Annotated in this window: 21 protein-coding genes; 8 read left to right on the plus strand and 13 right to left on the minus strand. The window is 62.8% G+C overall.

Annotated elements, in window-relative coordinates; translation table 11 throughout:
- Positions 1–243: 243 nt before the first annotated feature.
- The 6 genes from NKH93_RS14520 to NKH93_RS14545 all read right to left on the minus strand — a co-directional run bounded on the left by NKH93_RS14520 (position 244) and on the right by NKH93_RS14545 (position 7,757).
- Positions 244–732: a hypothetical protein gene (locus NKH93_RS14520; protein ID WP_352970688.1), complete on the minus strand. Its 489-nt coding sequence runs from the start codon at positions 730–732 to the stop codon at positions 244–246.
- Between the two features lie 452 nt (positions 733–1,184).
- Positions 1,185–2,807 carry an ABC transporter ATP-binding protein gene (locus NKH93_RS14525; protein WP_352970690.1) on the minus strand — a complete coding sequence of 541 codons (1,623 nt, stop codon included), beginning with the start codon at positions 2,805–2,807 and terminating at the stop codon, positions 1,185–1,187.
- Entirely contained in the window at positions 2,804–3,673 is an 870-nt protein-coding gene (locus NKH93_RS14530) for an ABC transporter permease (RefSeq protein WP_352709527.1), read from the minus strand. Before NKH93_RS14530 ends, NKH93_RS14525 begins: the two co-directional genes overlap by 4 nt.
- Complete coding sequence (locus NKH93_RS14535) at positions 3,670–4,617, minus strand: ABC transporter permease (RefSeq protein ID WP_352709528.1); 948 nt, start codon at positions 4,615–4,617, stop codon at positions 3,670–3,672. Before NKH93_RS14535 ends, NKH93_RS14530 begins: the two co-directional genes overlap by 4 nt.
- A 241-nt stretch (positions 4,618–4,858) precedes the next feature.
- Positions 4,859–6,337, minus strand: a complete 1,479-nt coding sequence (locus tag NKH93_RS14540) for an ABC transporter substrate-binding protein (protein ID WP_352709530.1) — start codon at positions 6,335–6,337, stop codon at positions 4,859–4,861.
- A 130-nt stretch (positions 6,338–6,467) separates the two neighbouring features.
- Positions 6,468–7,757 carry an acetylornithine deacetylase/succinyl-diaminopimelate desuccinylase family protein gene (locus NKH93_RS14545; protein ID WP_352709531.1) on the minus strand — a complete coding sequence of 430 codons (1,290 nt, stop codon included), beginning with the start codon at positions 7,755–7,757 and terminating at the stop codon, positions 6,468–6,470.
- Between the two features lie 222 nt (positions 7,758–7,979).
- On the opposite strand from NKH93_RS14545, the gene NKH93_RS14550 reads away from it, so the two are divergent.
- Positions 7,980–8,408, plus strand: coding sequence for a L,D-transpeptidase (locus NKH93_RS14550; protein WP_352470461.1), 429 nt, complete (start codon positions 7,980–7,982; stop codon positions 8,406–8,408).
- A gap of 143 nt (positions 8,409–8,551) precedes the next feature.
- Here the strand turns inward: NKH93_RS14550 and NKH93_RS14555 are convergent, their stop codons facing one another.
- The 5 genes from NKH93_RS14555 to NKH93_RS14575 form a co-directional block, all read right to left on the minus strand.
- The gene (locus tag NKH93_RS14555; RefSeq protein WP_352816968.1) at positions 8,552–9,544 is read right to left on the minus strand and encodes a lipid A biosynthesis lauroyl acyltransferase; all 993 of its coding nucleotides are present in this window, start codon (positions 9,542–9,544) and stop codon (positions 8,552–8,554) included.
- Between the two features lies 1 nt (position 9,545).
- A complete protein-coding gene (locus NKH93_RS14560) occupies positions 9,546–10,574 on the minus strand; it encodes a zinc-binding dehydrogenase (RefSeq protein ID WP_352816965.1) in 1,029 nt (342 codons plus the stop codon).
- Positions 10,575–10,657: 83 nt separating this feature from the next.
- Complete coding sequence (locus NKH93_RS14565; RefSeq protein ID WP_352816962.1) at positions 10,658–11,947, minus strand: beta-ketoacyl-ACP synthase; 1,290 nt, start codon at positions 11,945–11,947, stop codon at positions 10,658–10,660.
- A 74-nt stretch (positions 11,948–12,021) separates the two neighbouring features.
- The gene (locus NKH93_RS14570; RefSeq protein WP_352816959.1) at positions 12,022–13,209 is read right to left on the minus strand and encodes a beta-ketoacyl-ACP synthase; all 1,188 of its coding nucleotides are present in this window, start codon (positions 13,207–13,209) and stop codon (positions 12,022–12,024) included.
- A gap of 38 nt (positions 13,210–13,247) precedes the next feature.
- Positions 13,248–13,532, minus strand: coding sequence for an acyl carrier protein (locus tag NKH93_RS14575; RefSeq protein ID WP_023719977.1), 285 nt, complete (start codon positions 13,530–13,532; stop codon positions 13,248–13,250).
- A gap of 213 nt (positions 13,533–13,745) precedes the next feature.
- Between NKH93_RS14575 and NKH93_RS14580 the strand changes: the two genes are divergently transcribed.
- The 3 genes from NKH93_RS14580 to NKH93_RS14590 all read left to right on the plus strand — a co-directional run bounded on the left by NKH93_RS14580 (position 13,746) and on the right by NKH93_RS14590 (position 15,666).
- Positions 13,746–14,000, plus strand: coding sequence for a ribbon-helix-helix domain-containing protein (locus NKH93_RS14580; protein ID WP_352816957.1), 255 nt, complete (start codon positions 13,746–13,748; stop codon positions 13,998–14,000).
- Complete coding sequence (locus NKH93_RS14585) at positions 13,997–14,182, plus strand: hypothetical protein (RefSeq protein WP_352816954.1); 186 nt, start codon at positions 13,997–13,999, stop codon at positions 14,180–14,182. Before NKH93_RS14580 ends, NKH93_RS14585 begins: the two co-directional genes overlap by 4 nt.
- A gap of 323 nt (positions 14,183–14,505) precedes the next feature.
- Positions 14,506–15,666, plus strand: coding sequence for an epoxide hydrolase family protein (locus NKH93_RS14590; RefSeq protein WP_352970802.1), 1,161 nt, complete (start codon positions 14,506–14,508; stop codon positions 15,664–15,666).
- A gap of 202 nt (positions 15,667–15,868) precedes the next feature.
- On the opposite strand, the gene NKH93_RS14595 is transcribed toward NKH93_RS14590, so the two are convergent.
- On the minus strand, positions 15,869–16,417 hold the full coding sequence (locus NKH93_RS14595) for a histidine phosphatase family protein (protein WP_352454578.1): 549 nt from the start codon (positions 16,415–16,417) through the stop codon (positions 15,869–15,871).
- 106 nt (positions 16,418–16,523) lie between these two features.
- Positions 16,524–19,535 (minus strand): caspase family protein, encoded by a 3,012-nt coding sequence (locus NKH93_RS14600; RefSeq protein ID WP_352970694.1) that lies wholly within the window; start codon positions 19,533–19,535, stop codon positions 16,524–16,526.
- Between the two features lie 148 nt (positions 19,536–19,683).
- On the opposite strand from NKH93_RS14600, the gene NKH93_RS14605 reads away from it, so the two are divergent.
- The 4 genes from NKH93_RS14605 to NKH93_RS14620 all read left to right on the plus strand — a co-directional run bounded on the left by NKH93_RS14605 (position 19,684) and on the right by NKH93_RS14620 (position 25,487).
- Entirely contained in the window at positions 19,684–20,634 is a 951-nt protein-coding gene (locus NKH93_RS14605; protein WP_292659709.1) for an AEC family transporter, read from the plus strand.
- A 190-nt stretch (positions 20,635–20,824) separates the two neighbouring features.
- Positions 20,825–22,282, plus strand: a complete 1,458-nt coding sequence (locus NKH93_RS14610; RefSeq protein WP_352539695.1) for an NAD-dependent succinate-semialdehyde dehydrogenase — start codon at positions 20,825–20,827, stop codon at positions 22,280–22,282.
- 80 nt (positions 22,283–22,362) lie between these two features.
- Entirely contained in the window at positions 22,363–23,388 is a 1,026-nt protein-coding gene (locus tag NKH93_RS14615) for an aldose epimerase family protein (protein ID WP_352816948.1), read from the plus strand.
- Between the two features lie 341 nt (positions 23,389–23,729).
- Positions 23,730–25,487, plus strand: a complete 1,758-nt coding sequence (locus tag NKH93_RS14620; RefSeq protein ID WP_352816946.1) for an adenylate/guanylate cyclase domain-containing protein — start codon at positions 23,730–23,732, stop codon at positions 25,485–25,487.
- Positions 25,488–25,505: the final 18 nt, after the last annotated feature.

A 25,505-nucleotide genomic window follows, 5' to 3' on the forward strand; every position in this document is an offset into this window, starting at 1 on the left:
GTCACCGCAATTCGACGACACGTTGCGCGTGAGGATGGCGTTGCCCTTGGTTGGCGGTGTGTCGGCCGCACCCGTGTTCGGGCGTGAAAAACACTTTGGCGTGTCCGTCACCTCGTTGAGTCACGTGGTGCGGCGCAACGACAACGCGGGCAAGTTGAGCCGTGTCGTCAACACACAACGCCAGTCGGGCGAACATGGCAAAAAATGCACGGTCACCACAGCCCCAGGCGAAAATTCGCGTGTCTATATTTTTTTGAAAAACACTGCGCCAAGATAAAATATTCCAGATTTTCCATAAAAATGAAGACCGTATCCACCGTCTAGGAGAATCCCACGGTCAGTATCGCTGTCAAGCGTTTTGTCGTAGTTGAATGCAACGGAGTTGAGCATCAGATATTCTAAAACGCTACTCATCCGTAACAGCTTCCTGGAGATCCTTTCGCTATCATGCTTTGGTAACCTGATTTCCCCCTTACTCGTTTTCCCCGGATATAAACCGTAGTACCGAACAGTCTTCAATTCGTTTGCTTCGTCTAGTCCGACCTCAAGGTCGTCGAAGCACATTATATTCTCTCCTTTCTCCCAAAAAGGGTCAGGACCAAGCGCTCGATTTATGTCTTCCGGCACTGACGTTTGATCAAGTTGGTACACAGCCTCTCCTCGAAGAATCCGCCAAAAGGGAGATGTATAGTGTCCAACTTTTTTGTTATTGCGGTTCACCGCCATCTTCATTGCCCTCCTGTTCACCCGCAGCGTCGTTCTCGGAATTACGGTGACAGTGCACCATTTTCTTTTGCCTGCCGCGTTTTCCCGATTTCACGGCTTTTCCGGTTTGCTCGGCAATCGGCCTGGCCGTCCAGATGCCGACATCGGCGACGCGGCAATGCTCGACCAGCAGTATGTCTTGGAGAGCCCATAGTCTTCGGCGTGAAAAACGCTTTGGCTCGCTCGTTACCCGGTTGCGTCACGTGATACGGGACACCGGGACAATGCGAGCAAGGCGAGCCATATGGACAATCTAGACACAAATGAGAGCCGGGCGAACGTAATTCCGATAAAAGTGCACTGTCACCGTATTCCGGCGGAACCCGATTGGGCTCCGGCCCTTCGCACCTTTCAAAACTGTTGGCTGTCAATGGCCATTCACCGCCCGTACGCACGAATAAGCCGTGCCACGAGGCCGCTCATCCCTGTTCCTGCAGCCTTTTCGCAATCGCCCGGTGCAGGTCTGGAGCAGCAGTGACCAGCGCCTTGGCCGCCTCGGATCGCGGGTGGTCGAGCACTTCGCTCGTCCTGCCGCGTTCGACGATCTTGCCGTCATGCATGACCAGCACCTCGTCGGTGATGGCGCGGGCGACGGTCAGATCATGGGTGATGAAGAGATAGGCGATGCCGAGCTTCTGGTTGAGTTCGGCGAACAGATCGAGGATCTGGGCGCGGATCGAGACGTCGAGCGCCGAGACCGGCTCGTCGGCGACGACCAGCTTCGGCCGGGTGATGATGGCGCGGGCGATCGACAGGCGCTGACGCTGGCCACCCGAAAACTCGTGCGGATATTTGTCCATGTCGCGCGGCGAGAGGCCGACCTCGTGCAGCGCATGCGCCACCATCTCGCGCCGCTCGGCGGGCGCCGGCTTCTTCTCCAGCACATGAAGCGGCTCGGCCACCAATCTTTCGACCTTCTGACGCGGGTCGAAGGAACCGTACGGGTCCTGGAACACGACCTGCATGTCGCGCCGTGCCGGCTTGAGCTCCGCCTCGCTCTTGCCGGTGATGGTCTCGCCGCGGAAGCGGATCGTTCCCGATGTCGGCCGGTCCAGCGCCAGGACCATGCGGGCAAGCGTCGACTTGCCGCAACCGGAGCGGCCGACCAGCGCCACCGACTGGCCCGGCGCCATCGAGAAGGAAACATCGTCGACGGCGCGGATCGGCGCCGCGCGCTTGAACAGCGACGTGCGACGTCCCGGATAGTCCCGCGTTACGTTCTCTACCTGAAGCAGCGGTTTGCCTTGGCCGCTGTCGTGCGTCTTGGCACGCGCGGGCACATGCATCGAGGCCTGCGCCAGCTGGCGCGTATAGGGATGAAGCTGTCCGGACAGAATGCGCGCCGTGTCGCCGGCCTCCATCACCTCGCCATGTCGCAGGATGGTGATGCGGTCCGCCATCTCGGTCACCACGGCGAGGTCGTGCGAGATCAGCAGCAGGCCCATGCGGTTTTCCGCTACGAGGTCGCGCAAAAGGTCGAGGATCTGCGCCTGCAGCACCACGTCGAGCGCGGTCGTCGGTTCGTCGGCGATCAGCAGCTTGGGCTTCAGCGCACAGGCGATGGCGATGACGACGCGCTGGCGCTGGCCTCCGGACAGCTCATGCGGATAACGCGACAGCGGGAACTGCGCCGCCGGCAAGCCGACCCGGTCGAGCATTTTTCGCGCCCGTTCCTCGGCGTCGGCGCGGCTCGCCCTGGTGTGCCAGCGAATACCCTCGGCAACCTGCTCGCCGATGGTCTTGACCGGGTTGAGCGCCGTCATCGGCTCCTGGAACACCATGCCGATGTCGTCGCCGCGCATTGCGCACATCTGGTCCTCGCTCGCCGCCAGGATGTCGATGCCGTCGAAGGTAACGCGTCCGGTTGCGCGTGCCGCCCACGGCAGGAGCTGCATCACGGTGAGCGCCGTCATCGACTTGCCGGAGCCGGATTCGCCGACCAGCCCCATGACTTCGCCGGGCGCGACGGACAGCTCGATGTCCCTGAGGATGGGCGTGCCGCCGATGGTCAGCGACAGCTTCTCGATTTCGAGCAGGCTCATCGCTGCCGCCGCGATTTCGGATCGAGAATGTCGGCAATGCCGTCGCCAAGCAGGTTCAGGCCAAGCACGGTGATGACGATCGCCATGCCCGGAAAGATCGCCATCCACGGCGCCACCACCATGCGGGTCTGGGCGTCGAACAGCATGCGGCCCCAGCTCGGCATCGGCGGCTGGGTGCCCAGCCCGACGTAGGACAAGCCCGCTTCGGCCAGTATGCCCAGCGCGAACTGGATGGTGCCTTGCACCAGCAGCAGCGTGGCGATGTTGGGCAGCACATGTTCGATGCTGATCAGCGTCCTGCTTTTGCCGGCGGCGCGGGCGGCGAGGATGAATTCGCGCGGCCAGATCGCCAGGGCGCCGGCGCGGGCGACGCGCGCGAACACCGGGATGTTGAAGATGCCGATGGCAATGATGGCGTTGAACGCGCCGGGCCCGAAGATGGCGGTGATCATGATTGCCGAAAGCAGCGCCGGAAAGGCGAAGACCAGGTCGTTCAGCCGCATCAGCACGTCGTCGACGAAGCCGCCACGCGCCGCGGCAAAGGCGCCGAGCGGCACGCCGACGCCCATGCCGATGCCGACCGCCACCAGCGCCACGGCAATCGAGTTGCGGGCGCCAACCATGATCATCGACAGGATGTCGCGACCGAAATGGTCGGTGCCGAACCAGTGCGCCAGCGACGGCGCCTGGGTCTTGTCGGAAATGACCAGCCTGGTGACGTCGTAAGGCGTCCACACGAAGGAGAGGATCGCGACCGCAGCCACCAGTGCGGTGACGACGAAGCCGGCGAGGAACGAACGGTTTCGAAACGCCTTGGCCAGGATGCCGGCAAGGTTCTCGTCGGGGATGTCGATGTGCAGCGTCATTGCCTGCCTCTCAGGCGCGGATCGACCACCGCATAGGAGAGATCGACAACGAAATTGACGATGATGACGGCGGCAACCAGCAGCATGACGACGCTCTCGACCACGATCAGGTCACGCTGGTTGATTGCCTGGAACACCAGCCGGCCGAGGCCGGGCAAATAGAAGACGTTCTCGATGATGATGGTGCCGGCAAGCAGGAAGGCGAATTGCAGGCCTAGAATGGTGACCACCGGGATCAAGGCGTTGCGCAGCGCATGCCGCCACAAGACAAGACGATAGGGCAGGCCCTTGGCGCGGGCGGTGCGGATGTAATCCTCATTCAGCACTTCAATCAGCGCCGAGCGGGTGACCCGGGCGAGGATCGCCGCCTGCGGCAGAGCGAGGGCGACCGCCGGCAGGAGCAGCGACTTCAGCGCCGGCCAGACGCCGGCGCCCCAGCCGGGAAAACCGCCGCCCGGCACCAGCCGCAGCCAGACGGCGAACAGATAGATCAGTATCAGCGCAAACCAGAAATTGGGCACGGCGACGCCAAGCTGGGCGGCGCCCATCGCAACCGTGTCGCCGGCCCGGCCGCGCCGGCTGGCGGAAAACAGCCCGACCGGGATGGCAATGACTGTGGACAGCGCCAGCGCCATCAGCGCCAGCGGCAGCGAGACGACGAGACGCTCACGGACCAGATCGATGACCGGCACCGAATAGGTATAGGAACGGCCGAAATCGAGGCTCAGCAAGCCGCCGGCCCAATGCAGATAGCGCAGCACGACGGGAGCGTTGAGACCCATCTGGTTGCGCAGCAATTCGATCTGGTCGGCGCTGGCGTTCAGGCCAAGCATCAGCCGCGCCGGGTCGCCGGGAATGATCTCCAGCACGGCAAAGACCACCATCGAGGCCAGAACCAGCGTGACGACGGCGATGGCGAGGCGCTTGAGGAGGTAGGCGGTCATGAGCTGCCTGATGCAAGCACTGGGCGAAGCTTGCGTTCCCGCCCACCCCCCTCTGTCCTGCCGGACATCTCCCCCTCAGGGGGGGAGATTGTGCCCTCATCGCCGCTTTCGCTAATCACTAGCGTTGCAAGGACAGTGCCAGCGTGGAAACTGCCAATCCCCCCCCTTGAGGGGGAGATGCCCGGCAGGGCAGAGGGGGGTGGGACGGAGTGCAACTTTCGCCCTTCTGTCAGCGACCCGCTCAATCCGTCCACTTCACCTTGGTCAGGTCGTTGGCCTGGATCGGGGCATTTTCCCACAGGCCCTGCAGTTTGGCGTCCCAGACGCCGACCTTCGGCAATTCGTAGAGGAAGCCGACCACGGCGTCATCGGCCAGGACCTTCTGCGCCTCGCCGAGCAGCGTCATGCGCTTGGCCTCGTCGGAGGTAAGGTTCAGCTCGTCGATGATCTTGTCGAAGGCCGGGTTGTCGTAGTTGAAGTAATAGTCCTTGCGCGAATAGATATCGATGTCGTTGGGCTCGGTGTGGGAAACGATGGTCAGGTCGTAGTCCTTCTTGGTGAAGACCTGGTCCAGCCATTGCGCCCATTCGACCGGGATGATCTCGAGATCGATGCCGATTTCGCGAAGCTCCGAGGCGATGATCTCGCCACCAAGCCGCGCATAGGAGGGCGGCGGCAGCTTCAGCGTCGCCTTGAAGCCATTCTCCAGGCCGGCTTCCTTCAGCAATTCCTTGGCCTTCTCCACATTGTGCGGATAGAGGCCGGTCAAGTCGACATAGGCCTTGCTGGCGGGCGACATGTGCGAGCCGATCGGCACGCCGAGGCCGGCCGAGGCGCCGTCGATGATCGCCTTGCGATCGAGCGCAAAGGAAATCGCCTGCCTGACCTGCAGCTTGTCGAAGGGCGGCTTCTTGTTGTTGATCGACAGGATGGTTTCACCCTCGGTCGAGCCGATCACCACCTTGAAGCGCGGGTCGTCCTTGACCTGGGCGACGCTGTCGGGGTCGAAGAACGGAAAGGCCTGGACGTCGCCGGAAAGCAGCGCCGGAACGGCGGCGGCGGCATCCGGAATGATGCGGAACTCGGCCTTGTCGAGGAACACCGGGGCGCCCCAGTAATTATCCGACTTGACCAGCGTGATCGATGAGCCCTTGGCCCAGTTCTGGAACTTGAACGGGCCGGTGCCGATCGGTTTTTCCTTGTTGGTGCCGGCTGTCTCAGGCGCCACGATCACCGCGTCGCCCCAGCCCATATTGTAGAGGAACGAGCCTTGCGGGTTCTTCAGCGTGACCTTCACCGTCGCGGGATCGACGACCTCGACCCTGTCGATGGCGGCAAACAGGGCCTTTTGCGCGTTGACGGAATTGTCGGCGCGGGCACGGTCGAGCGAGAATTTCACGTCGTCGGCGTTGAAGTCGGTGCCGTCATGGAATTTCACGCCTGTATGCAGCTTGAAAGTGTAGACCTTGCCGTCGTCGGAAATGCTCCAGCTTTGCGCGAGATCGGGCAGCACCTCGCCGTTCGGGCCGATGCGGGTCAGGCCCTCGAAGACATTGGCATAGAGTACCTCGTCGATTGCCGCGGCGGCACCCGCGGTCGGGTCGAGATGCGGGGGTTCGAGCGTAATGCCGATGACCAGGTCGGTGCGCGCGGCCATCGCCGAGGTCCCGGCGGCCAACGCCAGCGCCGCGGCGGCCAGAATGGTTTTCCACAATTTCATCGTGCAACTCCCCATGACTAAAACACGTGCTCAAACCCGGGCGGATAGAAGCGTGAATTCGCCGCCGAGTAAATTGCGTTTCGTACCGTGTGCCGACGCCGGGAGGAATGTTTTTCCGCCCATGGCCGGATCATGGCGGGCCGGCGCCCCTCAGCAGCACGCCGAGGCCGATCGCCATCACCTTTGCCGAGTCCAGCATGTCGGCAATGCCGACCCATTCGTCGGGCCGGTGGGCGAGATCGAGAATGCCCGGGCCATAGGCGATGCAGTCATAGATGTGGCCGATACGGGCGATGTGCTTCTGGTCGTAGGTGCCGGGCGAAATCACGTAGTCCGGTTCGCGGTCGAATATCTCCATGATGCCTTGCGCGACCGCCTTAACCACCGGCGCGTCGCGCTCGGTCATCAGCGGCAGCACCTCCATCAGATCGCGGATTTCGTAGTCGAACTTTTTGCGCTCGCGCTTCAGCCGTTCGAGGATATCGGTCACCTCGCTCTTGACCGCAGCGAGATCCTCTTCGAGCAGGAAGCGGCGGTCGATGGTCAGCCGGCAGGAATCGGGCACGTTGGGCGAGGGCAGGCCGGGCCGGAAATCCTCCGTCTGGCCGCCATGGATCGAGTTGATGTTCATGGTCGAGCGTTTTGCGCCTTCGGGCACGACCGGCATGCGCGTCATCTTGCGGTCGAGCGCCGGAAACAATTCGTCTTCGAAGGCCCGCAGCACGGCGCCCATATGGCGCACCGCATTGTCGCCGAGGAACGGCATCGAGCCGTGCGCGATCTCGCCCTTGGTCTCGATCTCGGCCCACCAGACGCCGCGATGGCCAAGGCAGATGCGGTCCTTGTTGAGCGGCTCGGGAATGATGACGTGGTCGACCTTCGGCCTCGAGAAATAGCCGAGCTTGGCCAGATGCGCGACGCCGCCAAAGCCGCCGGACTCCTCGTCGACCGTGCCTGAAATCTCGATGGCGCCGGGAAAATCGGGAAACACCTCCATGAAGGCTTCAGCGGCGATGATCGAGGCGGCAAGCCCGCCTTTCATGTCGCATGCGCCGCGGCCATAGACCTTGCCATCCCTGACGATGCCGGCGAACGGATCGAGGCTCCAGCCGTCGCCGGGCTCGACGACGTCGATATGCGAATTGAAGTGCACGCAAGCACCCGGCGCCCGGCCATCGAAGCGGGCGACGACGTTGACGCGCGGGTAACGGTCAGTGTCGCCGGGCGTGCCCTCGGCACGGATGAATTCGATCTCAAAACCACGCTTCTTCAGCCGCGCGCCGATATATTCGGCACATGGCCGATAGGCTTCGCCGGGCGGATTGATGGTCGGAAAGCGGATCAGATCCGCAGTCAGTGCAACCAGATCATCGGCTCGGTCATCGATAGCCTTGAGGAGCCGTTCGTTCGGTTCATTCATTCGGCGAATTGAGCAGCGGATGAGGGGGTTTTGCAAGCCCGATGGCGAATTGCGAGGCGATTGCGTGTCGTTACGGCAACTATTGCGGGAAATCGTTCAAATTCGCTGCTTTGGATTGGTGAAATCGTCAGGGAGTAGGTGTTAGCTCGCTGGCTTGCCATCAAAACGCTGGAGAACAGCGTGACGGCAGGCAGGCAAGGGGCATCAAAGGGGTTTGATTGCATGAAAAACACTGTTCTCATGGCAGCGGCATTAGTAGCGATGCTGTTCGGTTCGTCGTTCGAGAGCCGTGCGGCCAGCCTGGTCGCGAACATCGATATTTCCTCACAGACGATGACGGTAAGATACGGGCTTTCGTATTATCGGTGGAGCGTTTCCACCGCCCGCAAGGGCTACATCACGCCGCGCGGCAGTTACCGGCCACAGCGGACGGCCCGGATGTGGTATTCGCGCAAATACGACATGTCGCCGATGCCCTATTCGGTGTTCTTCCGCGGCGGCTATGCCATCCACGGCACCGGCGCGATCCGGCAATTGGGGCGCCCGGCATCGCATGGCTGTGTGCGCCTCCACCCCAGCAACGCCGCCGCGTTCTATTCGATGGTGCGCGAAGCCGGCTTCGGCAATACGCGGATTCTCGTGACGAATTAGGGCCTGCTCCTCGGCCCGCAATAAAAAACCCGCCGGAGCGGCGGGTTCGTTGGGGCCAAATAGCACCATATCGAAATTAGTAGCATAGCTGCCGGCACAAAGCAAGAACAAAATAAGGCTTGCACCCAAAAAAGATGGTGCGCTCAGGCGGGTTTGTCGCGCATTGTCGCTGGCCGACGCTTTTTGCGGCCGCTGATCTCCCAGCGCTTGTGGAACCACATCCACTGGCCGGGGTCTTCGCGCACCCAGCGCTCGACCACGTCGTTGAGAAGCTGGGTGGTGGCGGGGACGTCGACACTGCCGCCGGCGGTGCGCGGCAAGGTGAGTTTGTCCTCGATCTCGAGCCGGAAACGGTTGTTCGGCAGGCGTACGCAGCGCGCCGGGTAGACATCGCAATCGTAGTGCCGCGCCAGGGTGCCGAGGACCCGGTTGCTCTCGCAGGGGCGGCCGAAGAATGTCGTCTCGAGCCCGCCGGTGAATTTTTGGTCGACCAGCACGCCGATATTGCCGCCTTTCTCGAGGATGGCCGCAAGTGCGAACGAGGCACCGGTCGAAGACGGCAGCAGCGATCCCATGCTCGAGCGGCGGGTCGAGAGGATGTACTCGGCGAGGTAAGGGTTGTTGGGCGGGCGAAACAGCGCCGTGATGTTCATGCCGAAGGTCGCCGCAGCCACCGGCAGCAGCTCGAAATTGCCGAGATGCCCGGTGAAGACGATATGCGGCTTGTCCTCGCCCGCGATGCGCACGAAATGCTCCACGCCCTTGACCTCGACACGGCCCGGCTTCGTCGCAGCGGGATCGTAGTCGAACAAAGCATCGAGAAAGATGTATTCGGCGGCCAGGCGGGCCATGTTGCCCCACATGTCGGAAGCGATCGCCTCGATCTCGGCATCGCTCTTTTCCGGATAGGCCTTGCGCAGATTGTCGACGGCAACCTGATGGCGCGCTACCCAGGGGCCGATGCGGCGGGCAGCGCGGTCGGCGAAATTGAGCGCCCTGTCGGGCGGCAGCAGGCGCAGCGCGGAGATGATGATCATCGCGACGCGCGCGACCAGCCAGTAGTTGAACTGGCGAAGCCGCCTGCCATAGCGGAATCCCACGTCCCTGCGGATCTTCCTGAAGGCGTTGCCGATCATTTCAGCCGACGCGCAGGATGATCTTGCCGAAGACGTCGCGGCCTTCCATGCGCTTCAGCGCCGCATCGATGCCGTCGAAGCCGACCTCGGTGTCGATCACCGGCGCGACCAGGCCCGCGGCCATCTTCTGCATGGCGTCGGCCATATTTTCCATGCGGCAGCCGAACGAGCCGAGCAGCTTCAACTGCTGCTGGAACAACTGCATCAAATTGATCTGTGTCGACACGCCGGAGGTCGAGCCGCAGGTGACCAGCCGGCCGCCGCGCTTCAGGCACAGCATCGAGGCGGCAAAGGTGTCGGCGCCGACATGCTCGAACACCACGTCGACGCCCTTCTTCTTGGTCAGCTTGCGCACGATGCCTTCGAAGCGGTCGTCGCGATAATTGATTACGTGGTCGGCGCCGAGCGCCTTGGCCTTGTCGATCTTGTCGTTCGAGCCGACGGTGGTGATGACCATGCAGCCCATCTTCTTGGCCAGTTGAATAGCGGCGGAGCCGATGCCGGAGCCGCCGGCATGGACCAGTATCGTCTCGCCGGGTTGCAGCCGGGCATTGTCGAACAGCATGTGCTCGACCGTGCCGAAGGTGACAGGCGCCACCGCCGCGCCGATTTCGCTCACGCCTGGCGGGGCGGGGACCAGAAGGCGCGCCGGCAGGTTGATCTTTTCCTGCGCAAAGCCGTCGAGATGGAAGCCGTGAACGCCCGAGACATGCTCGCAGAGATTGTCACGGCCTTCGCGGCAGGCGCGGCAAAGACCGCAGGTGCGGGCGCCATAGATCGACACCAACTGTCCGGGCAGGAGGCTGGAAACGCCGGGGCCGACCGCCTCGACCTCGCCGGAGGCCTCGGCGCCGACGACCAGCGGCAGCTTGCGCTTGGCGAAGGCCATGCCGCGCCAGCCCCAGACGTCGATATGGTTCAGCGCCACGGCCTTGATGCGCAGCGTCACCTCGCCGAGCGACGGCGGCGGCGGTGGCGGCAGGTCCACCGTTTCAAGCCGGCGATCCTCGATAAGTTGCAATGCGCGCATGCCAGATCCCAGGTTGCGCATGACCGAGAACCGTTTCGGAAAGGACCATGCGCACGACAACAGTGCTAGAGCGGAACGGTCGCTTAGACCGGTTCCCGCGCCATGACAAGGCAGGTGTTCTGGCCGCCAAAGCCGAAGGAGTTCGACAGGACGGTGCCGACCTCGGCGTTGCGCTTGGTGTTCGGCACCACGTCGAGCACGATTGCCGGGTCGGGATTGTCGTAGTTGATGGTCGGCGGAATGATGCTTTCGCGCATCGTCATCAGCGAAAATGCGGCCTCGACAGCACCGGCAGCCGATAGGGTATGGCCGATCATCGACTTGTTCGACGAGACCGGCATTGACGAGATCCGCTCGCCGAACACCGTCGACAGCGACAAATGCTCCATCTTGTCGTTTTCGGGCGTCGAGGTGCCATGGGCGTTGACATAATCGATCCCGTCCTCGCTCAGGCCGGCATCGGCAAGAGCGGCGCGCACCGCCGCGATCGCCGGCGAACCGTCCGGCTTGGAGCGGGTGCGATGGAAGTCGTCGGCCTTTTCGCCGCAGCCGCGCAATATGCCGAGAACGGTGGCGCCGCGGGCAAGTGCTGCCTCCAGCGATTCCAGCACAAGGGCGCCCGAACCTTCGGCCAGCACGAAGCCGTCGCGATCCTTGGAGAAGGGTTTTGAGGCCTTTTCGGGGATGTCGTTATGGGTGGAGAGCGCCGACAGAAGCGAGAAGCGGATCAGCGCCTCGGCGGTCGCCGAGCCGTCGGCGCCGATCGACAGCGCCCTGTCGCATTCGCCGCGGCGGATCGCCTCGACGCCGAGCTGGATCGCGGTGGCGCCCGAAGCGCAGGCTGTCGACAGCGTGATCGGCAGGCCGCGTGTGCCGAAACGGTCGGCAAGCCGGTCGGCAATCGAGCCGAACTGGGTGGTCTCGAAGATGTCGAGTTCCCTGAGGCCGCGCGCTACCCGCAGCAGCCTCTCGGCACCGGTGTCGTGCCTGTCTGAATTATTGGGCGCGTCGAAATTGTAGAGCGAAAAGCGCTCGCTCCAGTCGAGCTCGACCGGCGGCGAAGCGAGGAACAGCGGTCCGCCGAAATCGCCGGCATCGAGGCCGGCCTCCGACATCGCTTCCTGGGCGGCGGTTTCGGCAAGCTCATAGGTGAGGAGACTGGCGCCCTTGGAACTCGACGGCAGGAAATCGACCATGCCGGAGATGCGGGTGTTGAGATGATCGACCGGGAAGCGGGTGATCGGATGGATGCCGGACTTGCCTGAGGTAAGTGCCGCCCAATTGTCGGTTTTGCCAACACCGAGCGACGTCACCACGCCGATGCCGGTGACGGCGACGATGGGCCTGCCCATGTGGTCGTTCAGATTGGCCATTTGTTGTCCAAAAACCTGTTTCTCTTGGAGCGTCGGATCGCCCGAAACCGCGCCACACTTTTCGGTCCGATGCTCTAGGCGGCTTTGATCAGCGCCATGCCCTCGAATTGGTGATAGCCGATCGCCGTTGCAAGGACGGTCTTCGGGACACCGGCAAACGGTTTTTCGACTGTGGCGTCGAAGACAGGATAGGCGGCCTTGCGGTCGACAGCCAGCGCCGCCAGCGCCACGGCAAAGGGGAACTGCGCTTCCTTCATGTGGCCAGTCAGCGTCGAAAAGCCGCGTGCGGCGATCGCCGGATTGGCGTCGAGCGCCGATTTCTCGGCGGCGGTCGCGGCATGGGCGCCCGAAGCGCCGGAGATCGCGAGCAGCTCGCCATTCGGCAATGCGGCTTGCTTCAACAGCACGGCGATCTCGCCGTCGAGTTCGTCCCGCCGGCGCCTGGCGCGACCGGACAGGACCGGGCCGAGTTCCGCATAGATCTTCCGGCCACGGCTTTCCGCATGCTCGCGCTGCTCCAGGACGAGAAACGCGCCGCCGGATCCGGTCACCACGCCGCCGCCTTCGGCACCTTGCCTCTGCCAGACCGGCCGCCACGGACCGCGATGCAGGTAGCCGGCCAGTTCATAGCCGAGCAGCATGTCGGAATGTTCGGTCTGGAAAGCGCCGCCGACCAGTATATGCGTCGACTGGCCGGAGCGGATGCGCGCGGCCGCGGTCTCGACAGCGGCAACGCCGGCACCTTCCTCGCCCATGAAGGTGCGCGACGACCCCGTCACCTTGTGGACGATCGAGATGTTGCCGGCGAGCAGGTTGGAAAGCTGTGCCAGAAACAGCGTCGGACGCAATTCGGTGGTCAGCTTCTCGTTGAGCAGCACGTCGCGGTCATTGCGGCTTTCCGATGCCGCGAGAATGGCCGCATCGACCGCCTCGTCGCGCTCGCCGCCGCCGGCGGCCACCACCATGTCCATGGTCGCGCAGAGTTCGTCATTACCCTTGATGCCGGCATCGTCGAGCGCAAGGCCGGCCGCATAGGTGCCGAGCCTCTGCCAGGTTTCCATCTGCCGCTGGTCGCCACGCTTGGCGATCTGCAGGTTCCAGTCGATCTCGGGCAGAGGATGGACCGTATAGGGCGAGAAGCGCGAGGCCTCCAGAACCGGCTCAAGCCGTGGCTGGAGGAGCTTTTGCCAATGCGCATCCGGACCCTCGCCCAGTGACGAGACAAGGCCGATGCCTGATATGACGACGTCGTGGGGGTTCATGGGAGGCTGTTGTGGGTCGGGCGCGTCAGGCGCTGTGTTCACGTGGCGTTCTTGGCGGCGACGAGCGCGTCGATCTTGGCGCACAGGTTCTTCATGACGAAATAGTCGTCGGTCGAAGCCTTGCCGTCATTGACTTCCTGCGTCCACTTTTCCAACGGCACCTTGATGCCGAATTCCTTGTCGATGGCAAAGACGATGTCGAGGAAGTCGAGGCTGTCGATGCCGAGATCGTCGATGGTGTGGCTTTCGGGCGTGATCGTCTCGATGTCGATCTCGCTGGTGTCGGCGATGATCTTGGCGACTTTGTCGAACGTGGTGGACAAGGGCTTTTCCTTCGATTGCGGGCGGAATCTGTCCGCATGTGTTTTGGGCTGTCTAATCGGTTTTTCCGGGCAGGAAAAGGCCTGATACGCCGCGCGCAGATGGGATTGCTGCCCAGGCAGAGCAATAGGGGTCGCTGGTAACCCCCGGCGATATGCCGAAACCGCCCCATCTCTGACCATTGGGTGTACCAATGTACCATGGTACAAAGATCTATGACCATAGAACGCGTGCAGACCGGGGTGCGCCTGGAAAAACGATTGGTGAAGGTGCTCAAGGCCTTGGCTGAGCATCGCGACATGAGCCTGGGTGACCTCATCGAGGGCATCCTGCTGCATGCTTTCGAAGGCCGGACACCGTTCTCCGCGGCGACCCTGGAAACAATCGGCCAATTGAAGCGCATCTACGAAATGGAGCTTGCCGCAGCGGACAGCCACGGTCTGGCGGAAACCGGCGGGGAGGGCGGATGACGAGCCATCTTGAGCGCAGCCACAGCATCGTGCTTTCGGGGCCGATCGACCGCGGCTTCCCGCTGTTCACGCCGATCGGAGAGACCCTGTGGGTGGACGGCTGGCGTATCGCATCCGCTATGTTCGCGTTACGCGGATTCGCGTTTCGGATTTGTCGAGGTGGCCTGCCGACCGACCACTAACGGAGGCACGGAGGCGTCGATTACCTATGCGTTCACGGCCTTGGAGCCCGGCAGGAGCATCCTATCTGTCCGAACTTACAGAGGACGCGTTCGCGGACATGATCGAGGGATGGAAGCTCCGTGTCGACGCTTGGCTGGTAGCGGTGAAAATCTGACGCCAAGTAACTTAAACGAATTGCCACTAAGGGTGGAATGTTACCTTCGTCTCGTAGATGGGAACGAGCAAGTAGCGGACAAAGCGGTCGCTCAGTGAGGTTTCCTGCGTTCTGTGCCTTGATGATGGGGACAATTCTTCGCCGCTGATCGGAGCAACACCCGTGGCCATGCATTCCTTCCACATCCACATCCCGGATGAACAGATCGAGTACCTACGGCGTCGTATCCAATCGACAAGATGGCCGTCGTCGATCTTCGCATACGGATGGGACGACGGTACTGACGTTGATTTCCTCAGAAAGCTTTCACGTTACTGGGAGTACGATTTCAGGTGGCGCGATCACGAAAAACGTCTGAACCTGTTGCCTCAGTTTAGGGTCACGATTGACGGGTGCGACATCCATTTCGTTCACCAGAAAGGAAAGGGGTCAGCACCCTTGCCGTTGATCCTCACTCATGGCTGGCCCGGCTCCTTCGCCGAGTTCGAGCACGTCATCCCGCTGCTCACGGATCCTGCCAAATACGGCGGGGATGCCGAGGACGCCTTCGATGTCGTCGCACCGTCGCTTCCGGGTTTCGGCTTCTCGTCCCCGCCGCATCAGGCCGGCGTTAGCTCAAAGCGTGTCGCGAAGCTGTGGCGGGGGCTGATGCGCGAACTGGGATATGATCGCTTCGCCGCACAAGGTGGCGACATCGGCGCAGGCGTCTCGACCTGGCTCGCTCGGCTTTACCCGGACGACCTTATCGGATTGCACCTGAATTACATTCCAGGCAGTTTCCGCCCGACCCTCGGTCGCGACGACCCACCTGTCACGCCGGAGGAGAAGGCATTCCTCGACAGTGCGGCGAATTTCGCCGCAACGGAGGGGGCCTACGCTTTTCTGCAGGGGACCAAGCCCCAGACGCTAGCCTTTGCACTGACAGATTCCCCAATCGGGCTAGCCGCATGGATTGCCGAGAAGTTCCGCAGTTGGAGCGACTGCGAAGGCGAACTCGAACGCGCCATCCCTCTAGACACGCTGCTTACAGACATCTCGCTCTACTGGTTCGGTAACACGATCGAGGCCTCGCTCCGGATTTACAAAGAGAACCGGCTCTGCCCCCTGATCTTCGGGCCAAGGGAGCGAATAACACCGCCCCTCGGCGTTGCAGTCTTCCCTCGAGAGCTTCCTATGCCACCTCGCTCCTGGGTCGAGCGAGTCTTCCGTGTCGAGCGCTGGACCGACATGCCGAAAGGCGGACATTTCGCGGCGATTGAGCAACCCGAACTCCTGGTCGAGGACATCCGGGCCTTTTTTCGGCCGCTGAGGCTCCGGCCGGCAAAGTAAGGACGAAAACCTGCCCGTTGTCACGGCTCGGAAGTCCTGATGAGACGGTGGCATCGCATTCGCTTTCGTTAAAAGCGCTCGTTGCTCCTGACTAAGGTCAATGTCGACCTTGGACTCGACCAAGACCTCATCGCGGGTCGGAACCGGTATTCCGCTTAAGGTACCAAGCGCTAGATTTTCACTTCAACCGGCTCCGGCCCGGTCAGAAGGTAACGCGGCCGAGTACCCGCAGGCCGTCGCCTTGCGGCTCGACGACCACGGCTTCGCCTTCACGCGGCGAGATGCCGGTCAATTCCTTGATGTCTTCGAGATGCGTGACCATGACCAGATTGTCGGAGCCGGAATAGCCGCGGATCTCGGCCAGGATCGCAGCGATCTGGGCGGCCTTCTCCTTTTCGTCGGTCTTCAGCAGGTCAAGCGGTGCGAACGGCTCCGGCTCGCTTTCGAAAGCAATGCGGGCGGTCTCGAGGCAGCGGCAATAGCGGCTGGACAGCACGCGCTCGACCGGTGCGGCGCGGGCGCCAAACAGCGCGCCGATCTTGCGCGCCTGTTGCTTGCCGCGCTCCGAGAGATTGACCTGGGTGGCGCATTTGCCGAGGTCGAAATTGGCCGCATCGGTGGTGCCTGTGACCATGGCATGGCGAAGCAGGACCACATGCCCGCCGTCGCGCAGCAGCGCCCAGCCGGCTTCCGTCGCATGGGCTGTGGCGGAAACGGCAAGCAACAGCAGCGCCAGCACAAATCGAAGCATCAGACATCCTTTTCGGGTGACCGGCAGGCAGGTCCCCGGTGACCGGCATATAGGGACGGCAAAGCCGGCTGAAAGACAAGCCGAGTGCAACCTGCGGCCGAAACGCCTATTTCTTCGCTATCTGCTTCTTCACCAGATCGATCTTGCGGTCGGTCAGCGGGATCGGGAGTGTGTAGCCGGCTTCGGTAAAGCCCTGCTTGGCGTTTTCGAAGAATTCGATCGCCTTTTGGTATTCGGCATTGCCACCGCCATAGCTGCCGCGGTTCCAGTGGACGTCGCCGAGATTGTTCTGCTCGAAGGCCCATTGCATCGGCTGGCTTTCGCGGGTGAAGACCTTGAGTGTCGCCTCGAAGGCGGCTTCGGCTTCATCCAGATATTTGCCGGTGCGTTCGAGATTGCCGAGATTGGTCAGGCTCATGCCGATGCCGTTCTGCGCGTTTGCCCAGTCGACGGGCGAGGTCTCGAAGGTCAGCACCTCCAGCGCCGCCCGGCGCGCGGCGATCGATGCGGCCAGTTTGCCGGGGTCGGCCTCGCTCATGCTCAGCCATTGCAGCGCCGAGCCGAGGCCGGCCTGCGCCAGTGCCCATTGCCGCGGCGTCGTCTCGCGCTTGTATTCGCGCAGTGCATCGCGATAGGCCTCGATCGCCGCCTCGTAATGCACCGGCTTGTCGGTCACGCCGCCGAGCAGTTGCAGCGTGTTGCCGAGATTGTAGTGGGTCATCGCCCAGTCGAGCGGAAACTCCTTTTTGGTATAGACGCGCCGTGCCGCCCGGTATGCAGCAGCCGATTGCTCAAGCCTGGCAGGATCGCGCGTGCGCTGGCCGAGCGTCTGGTAGATCGAGCCGAGATTGTTCTCCGCCGAAGCCCAATCCGTCGGAAAACGCTGGCGTGTGAATATGGTCAGCGCGTCGCCATAGGCGGCAGCCGCCTCTTCGAGCAGGCCGGTGCCGAGATCGAAACGGGCAGCACTGCTCAGCGCGTTACCCAGATTGAGACGGCTGCTCGCCCAGGAGAGCGGGAAGGTATCGCGTGTGCGGATTTCGAGCGCGGCGCGGAAGGCGTCGGCTGCCTCGTCGATTTTTGCCTTGTCGTTGCGTTGCGTGCCCAGAGACACCAGCGTATTGCCGAGGTTGTTCTGGACCATCGCCCACTGAACGGGCGCCTTTTCGCGCGTATATTCTTCAAGCGCCAGCCGGTAGGCGGCCTCGGCCTCGGCCAGGCGCTCGCCGTCCGGTTCGCGCTCCGAAAGCGCGTAAAGCGCAAGGCCAAGGTTGCTTTGCGAGGCGGCCCAATCCAGCGGGACTTTGTCGCGCGGCCGCTTCTCCAGCGTGGCGCGCATCGCCACCACCGCCTCGTTCAGGCGTTTCGGGTCGCTCTCGCGTTCGCCGATCTTCAACAGCACATTGGCCAGGTTATTCTGGGCGGCCGCCCAGTTGAGATCATCCTTCTCGCGCTCGAACACGGCAAGCGAATCGCGAAAGATGTTCGCTGCCTCTTCCAGCCGGTCGATTTGGCGCTCGCGCTCGCCGATCGTCTGCAGCACCACCGCCATGTTGTTGCGGGTGATCGCCCAGTCGCGGTTCTGCTCGCCGTTGGGGATGAAGTTCAGGATGACGCGGTAGGCGTCGATGGCGTGCTGCAGCGCTTGCCTGTCGCCGGTGGCGTTGCCATGCGCGTTAAGCGCTTCCGCCTCCTGGTTCTTGTAGTTCCAGCGCAGCCTGTCGTCCCATTTCTCGACCAGCGAGAAGGCCTTGCCGTAATCGTTGGCGGCCGACAGATAGTCGAAGACCAGCGCCGAAGCGTCGGCGCGCCTGGCATAGATCGCCGCGTCGGCAAGACGCTTCTGCCTGACCAGATCCTCTGCCCGATCGACCACGCCGCTGGCCTGCTCGACCCGGCCCACCGCCTGGTCGAGGAAGTTGCGCGCGGTGACGATGGCGCCCTGGCCGATCGCCTTGTCGGCCGAGGCGACGAGGCGGCTGATCTCGGGGTCGTCGGTGCGCAGGGCGTTGCGTTCGGTGATCAACTTCTTCAGGCGCTCGGCCTGGGCGTCGAGCAGCTTTTGCAGGTCGGTGGGGTCCTCCGGCATGTTTTCGGTGCCGAGCGCCTTCAGCACGCCATAAAGCGCGTCGAGCGGCACGCCGTCCTGCAGCGAGGCCAGTTCGACCTGTACCCGCTTGGGGTCAGGCAACTCGGCGATCGTCAGCAGCAATTGCCGCCGCTCGCCGGTGATCAGGCCGTCGTCGCCGGTCGGCTCCTGCGGTGCAACGCCGAAATAGAGCAGCCGGCGCAGGCTTTCATTGACCCATGGCCGCTGCTTTGCCTTGGTGTCGAGATAGACCTCCTCTGTCACCATGCGCATGACCGAGCCGAACTCGGTGCCCTTCATCGCCGCGAGATGGCGCAGAAGTGCCGCTGCGTAGGGGCTGTTTTCGCCGACGATGCCATCGAGTGCCGGCCGCCCCGGCTCGGCGGCAAAGCCGATCACCGTTCCCAGATTTTCCGTCGCGGTCGCGTTTGCCAGTGCCCTGGCACCGCGCACCGGCTCCAGGCCACCGGCGCCAATCGGCGAGGCCGAGGCCGTGGGCGCCCGGCGCAGCACCGCATCCGCCGGAAACGGGTTGGTGCGGCAGGCATCGAGCAGCATGATCGTTACCGGCACGGTCGTCTTCAATTCGTCCATGACGGTGGAGATCGGCACCAGGGCCTGATCGGCGTCCTTCAATGAAGAAACATCGGCGTCGACCGGCACCAGATAGTTTTCGCCGCCGGCCTCGATGCCGTGGCCGGAATAGTAGATCAAGGCGACGTCGGCGTCCTCTGCATCCTCGGCGAAACGCTCGAGGTCGCGCTTCAGCTTTGCCGTGTCGCGGTCGGTGACGCTGCGCGCCTCGAAGCCGAGATCGGTCAGCATCTTGGCGATGTCGCGGGCGTCGTTGGCGGGGTTGGGGAGCGCCGCTATGTGCTGGTATTTCGACTGGCCGACAATCAGCGCCACGCCCTTGAGGCTCGCCGGCTCCGCGGCATGAGCCGAGGTCACCACGAGGCAAAGCATGGCGCCGACGAAAGCCGTCAGCCACGCCTGCTTGAAGAAGTGCTGATTTCCGACAGCGCCCATTCGCCGCGTCCCCCCAACAACCCTGTATAGCGCTGGCATCCAACCATGAGCAAATTCGGGCAAGATCCGAGCGGCCGGATTGTTGGCCGGTACATTCGCGAGGGAAGGGCGATTGCGCCGCCGCCGAGCCTCGCCTATCACGGGAAAAATGTCTCCGCTTACCGAAACCGTCCTCTTCGTTTTCAGTCTTGTCGGGCTCGGCTATCTTGCCGGGTTCACCGGCTATTTGAAGCCGGCGAGCGGCGAGGGCGTATCCGAATTCGCCATCAACGTGGCAATGCCGCTTTTACTGTTCCAGACCATGGTAAAGGCTGATTTCCACGGCGTGGCGCCGTGGTCGCTGTGGGGCGCCTATTTCGCAGCAGTGGCGCTTACCTGGGCTGCCGGCCATCTGGTCATTACGCGCATCTTCGGGCGGGACGCCCGCGCTGGCGTCGTCGGCGGCGTGTCGTCGTCCTACTCCAACGTTGTCCTCCTCGGCGCGCCCTTCATCATCGGCGTGTTCGGGCCGGCCGGGTTCGAAGTGCTGTCACTGCTCGTTTCCATTCACCTGCCGGTGATGATGATGGCCTCGATCATCCTTTTCGAGATGTTCGGCCGCGGCGGCAGCGAGCCTGTGCATCCGCTCCGCGTCGTCAGGAGCTTTCTCAGGCGGGTATTCATCAATCCGCTGATCATCGGCATACTGGCCGGGCTGGCGTGGCGCTTCACCGGTGCGCCGCTGCCGGTGCTTGCGACGCGGCTGAGCGACGCGCTGGCCGGCACGGCCGCCCCGGTGGCGCTGTTCGCCATGGGTCTCAGCCTGCGCCGTTTCGGCATTTCTGGCAATGTAAGGCCGGCGCTGGCGCTGTCGGCGCTGAAACTGTTCCTGATGCCGGCGCTGGTTCTCGGCCTGGTCTGGCTGATCGGCCTGCCGCCATTGACGGCCAAGGTGGCGGTCATGGTTGCGGCGTTGCCGTCCGGCATCAATTCCTATCTCATCGCGGTGCAGTTCAACACCGGCCAGGCGCTGGCGTCGAACCAGATGACCATCGCCACCGCCTGTGCGGTCGTGACCACTGCGTTTTGGCTGACAGTGGTCGTCCATATTTTTGGATAAGAACCCGGTTTTTGGATAAGAACCCGGCTGCATCGCCTCTCGCTTTGGCTGGCCCAAACCCTATATGCCATCTTGTGATTGCTTGCGGGGCTTGCCCTGGGCTAAGAGCAGTGGCTCTAGCGATGCTATCGCGCACGTCCATTCACGAAATCAGCGACCGGCCCGCCAGGTGCCGAACGGAGGCGAGATCATGCTTCAGAAGACCAGCCATTTCATGCGGCAGGCCAATCTCATCAATGGCGAATGGGTGCAGGCCGATTCAGGCCAGACGGTCGACGTCAACAATCCTGCCACCGGCCTCAAGATAGGCACGGTGCCGAAGTCGGGCAAGGCCGAGACCCGCCGCGCCATCGAAGCCGCCGATGCGGCCTTCCAGACATGGCGCAAGACCACCGCGCTCGAACGCTCGAAGCTGTTGCGCAAGCTGCACGACGCGATGATGGATAATCAGGACGTGTTGGCCGAACTGCTGACCATCGAACAGGGCAAGTCGCTGTTCGAATCGAAGGGCGAGATCGGCTCGGCCGCGTCCTACATATTGTGGTTCGCCGAAGAAGGCCGCCGCACCTATGGCGACGTCGTGCCGTCGCCCTGGGCGGACCGCCGTATCCTGGTGACCAAGGAACCGGTCGGCGTCATCGCCGCCATCACACCGTGGAATTTCCCATCCTCGATGCTGGCCCGCAAGCTTGGCCCGGCGCTTGCCGCCGGCTGTACCGCCGTGGTCAAGCCGGCGTCGCAGACGCCTTATTCCGGCCTTGCCTGGGGCGCGCTTGCCGAGGAAGTCGGCTTCCCTAAAGGCGTAATCAATATCCTGACCGGCGCCGCCGGTGAGATCGGCGACGAGATCTGCGCCAACCCGCTGGTCAAGAAGATCACCTTCACCGGCTCGACGGAGGTCGGCAAGATCCTGATCCAGAAGTCGTCGGTGACGGTCAAGAAAGTGTCGATGGAGCTCGGCGGCAACGCCCCGTTCATCGTCTTCGATGACGCCGATCTCGAGCGGGCCGTCGCCGGCGCCATCACCGCCAAGTACCGCAATTCCGGCCAGACCTGCGTCTGCACCAACCGCTTCCTGGTGCAGGCCGGCATCTACGACCGGTTTGTCGAAAAGCTGGCTGCTGCGAGCAACGGGCTGAAGGTCGGTTCCGGCCTCGAGGAAGGCGTCCAGCAGGGACCGCTGATCGACGAAAAGGCGGTGGAGAAGGTCGAGGAGCTGATTGCCGACGCTACCGCCAAGGGCGGCAAGGTCGTCGCCGGCGGCAAGCGCCACGCGCTCGGCGGCTCGTTCTTCCAGCCGACGGTGATCGCCAATGCGACGCCGAAGATGCGCTTCATGAAGGAAGAAATCTTCGGCCCGGTGGCGCCGGTATTCAAGTTCGAAACCGAGGAAGAGGCCGTGGCACTCGCCAACGACACCGAGTTCGGGCTGGCCTGCTACTTCTACACCGGCGATCTCGGCCGCGCCTTCCGGGTCATGGAAGGGCTGAAATACGGCATGGTCGGCGTCAATGAAGGGCTCATCACCACCCCTGAAGCGCCGTTCGGCGGCGTCAAGGAATCGGGCCTCGGCAAGGAAGGCGGCCATCAGGGCATCGAGGATTATCTCGACACCAAATATGTCTGCATCGGCGGACTTGGTCTCTAGAAGCCTGATGCGGTAATACCGAAAACGATCCTGGGCCGCTTCGAAAGGCCAGGCTGGCATCGATCAATGAACTTGCGAGCATGGCAATGAAGGACGGCGAGGTTTTCGGCACGACGCAGGCGGGCGAGGCCGTCCGCCGCTTCACCATCCGTGGAGGCGGCCTCACCGCCAACATCATCGGGCTGGGTGCGATCATCCAGGATCTGCGTCTGGCCGGGCACGACGCGCCGCTGGTGCTCGGCTATGATCGTTTCGAGCACTATGAGACGGACACCGCCTTCTTCGGCACCGTCGTCGGGCGCTATGCCAACCGTATCCGCGACGGCCGCTTCACGCTTGCCGGCAAACGCTATCAGACCGAGCGCAATTTCCTCGAAAAGCACACGCTGCATGGCGGTTCGCAAGGTTTTTCGCGCCGGGCCTGGGCGGTTTCGCTGCATGGCAGGGATTTTGTCACGCTGACCCTGCACGACCCCGACGGCACGATGGGCTTTCCCGGCGCGCTCGACGTGACCTGCACCTACCGGCTCAAGATCCCCGGCACGCTCAGCGTCGAACTGACCGCCACCTGCGAGGAGCCGACGCTCTGCAACCTCACCCAGCATTCCTATTTCAACCTGGATGACGGCGGCGCCGGCGACATTCTCGATCACCGGCTGATGCTGAATGCCGGCGCCTATCTGCCGGTCGACGCGGATCTCATTCCGACAGGCACGGTAAAGCCGGTCGACGGCACGCCTTTCGACTTTCGCCAGGCGCGGCCGCTGCGCATGGAGACCGAGGGCGAACAGCTCCCCTATGACCAGAATTTCTGCCTCGCCTCAACGCGCGGGCCGCTGAAGCAGGCGTCGTGGGCGCAAGGCGCGAATTCCGGCGTCGAGATGGAGCTCTGGACGACCGAGCCGGGCGTCCAGCTCTATACCGGCCAGTATCTGGCGCCGTCCTCGCCTGGACTGGGCGGACGCCATTACAAGGCGTTTTCGGGCTTTTGCCTGGAGCCGCAAATCTGGCCGGATGCGCCGAACCGGCCGTATTTCCCGCAAGCCACGCTGTGGCCCGGGCAGATCTACCATCACGTGACCGAATACCGGTTCAGGCTGCCTTAGGGCGGGACCCCCCGGAAACCGGCATGGTTTTGCTGCGCTGACCTCCGGTTCGGAAAGGGTCATGCAAAATTCAAAGTGTTATAGCGTCCTTTGCGCGTCCAATGACGCGCGGCGCACTGGAGTCAAAACGCAATCACTCTGAACGACCGACTTCGAACTCTCTTGGACCTTTGACGCCGAGAGCCCTGACGACGCAAGTTGACCCTTATCCGACATTCGGGCTCTCATGCAGCAAAGTACACAGACCTGAAAAGCTGTCTTTCAGGGGCGGCGGCAATGGCATCAACCTGCGACCTGCTGTAAGCTTGGAAAGCGGGTAACAATCCGCGAAGGATTGGGGGATGGAACGTCATCTCGCAGCCGTCCTGATTGCCGATGTCGTCGGCTATGGCCGCTTGAGCCAGATCGACGACGAGGGTACGCGTGCGCTTTTCCGAACCGACCTGAACGAAGTATTCAAGCCAAGGATCGCTGCGCACCATGGTCGACTGGTGAAAACCATGGGAGATGGGATGTTGGTCGAGTTCCACAGTGTGGTCGACGCCCTACGCTGCGCGGTCGAAATCCAGCAACAGAAGGCGGAGGTGAACGTTTTCACGCAGCCAGAACGGCGGCTTGATTTCCGCATCGGCATCAATCTGGGCGATGTTATCGTTGAGGGTGACGACATCCACGGTGACGCGGTGAACATCGCCGATCGGCTGCAAGGGCTGGCGGAACCTGGAGGAATCGCGATTTCCGCCACCGCCTGCGACCATGTGAGGGGAAAGGTGCCGATCGGCTTTGCCTCACTCGGCGTGCAGAAAATGAAAAGTATCGCCGAACCGGTTCGCGTGTACCGCGTCTTGATCGACCCTGCTACTGCGGGCAAGATCGTCGGTGCCAAACCACGCCTTTCTTCCGGCGACGACAGTAAGCCGCCGGTAATTGCGGTTTTGCCGTTCGAAAACCTGAGCGCCGACGACGGCTGGACGCGGCTGGCAGACGGCCTGTCGGCCGACATGATCGGCGACCTAGCGCGCTATCCCGACCTTGCGGTCATTTCGCGCCAGACCATGCAGTCCTATCGGGGACGGGCGAGCGACACACGCTCGGTCGGACGGGAACTGAACGCCGATTACCTGCTGGAAGGCACCCTCCAGGCGATCGGACAGCGTGTCCGCGTCGCGGTGCAGCTGGTCGACACCCGGACCGGAGCCAACCTTTGGTCGGCGCGGTTCGACGAGTCGACCGATGATTTTTTTCTCATGCAGGACAGCATCACACAGAACGTTTTCAACGCCCTGGCAGGCACTTTCGGCAAGCTCGCCAATCTCGGGCGTGAGGTGGCTCGGCGGAAGCCTCCCTCGAGCCTGGGTGCTTACGACTGCTATCTACTCGGGGTGGAACTGCACGACAGATTCACGACCGATGCGAGGGCAGAAGCCATACGCATGCTGTCCCGCGCCGTGGAACTCGACCCCGGCTTCGCGCGGGCCTGGATGACGTTGGGATTGGCACATGCGGTCGATGCCTTCAATGCCTTCACGCCAGATTCAGCCGCTTCGGTCGAGCGCTGGCGAGAATGCGTGGAAAAGGCTCTGGCGCTCGACCCTACCGATCCGATGACGCGCCTTTACATGGGCGCTCTCCGCGCCATTGACGGCGATATCAGCGGGGCCGCAGAGGAATACGACCGGGCGCTGGCCCTGGCACCCAATGACGCCGATGTGCTGTCGATGCTCGCCTCAAGCCGAGCTCTCGTGTGTGGAAATCCGGAAGAAGGCTGTGCTCTCGCCGAACGGGCGTTTCGCCTCAATCCGCAGGCTCCGAGTTGGTACTACGCGCAGCTCGCCCGGGCGCGGTTCGTCGCCGGTCGCTATGCCGACAGTCTGTCGTCGCTGTGCCAAAGTCCGCCGGATATTCCCGTCACTCTGATGTTCCGTGCCCTGTGCCACGCGCTGCTCGAAGAGTCGGCGCAGGCGCAGTCGATCGCCAGGCGGATTGCCGTCGAGTTTCCAAGGTTCACCGTCGAGAACTTCATCCGAACCTATCCCGTCACCAATCCTCTGGCCCTCGCTGCGATTAAGGAAGGGGCTCGTCGCGCAGGCATAGCGTAGAGCCGAAAACGGTGCCTA

This window comes from Mesorhizobium sp. M0954 (genome assembly GCF_040319155.1).
Taxonomy (GTDB): domain Bacteria; phylum Pseudomonadota; class Alphaproteobacteria; order Rhizobiales; family Rhizobiaceae; genus Mesorhizobium.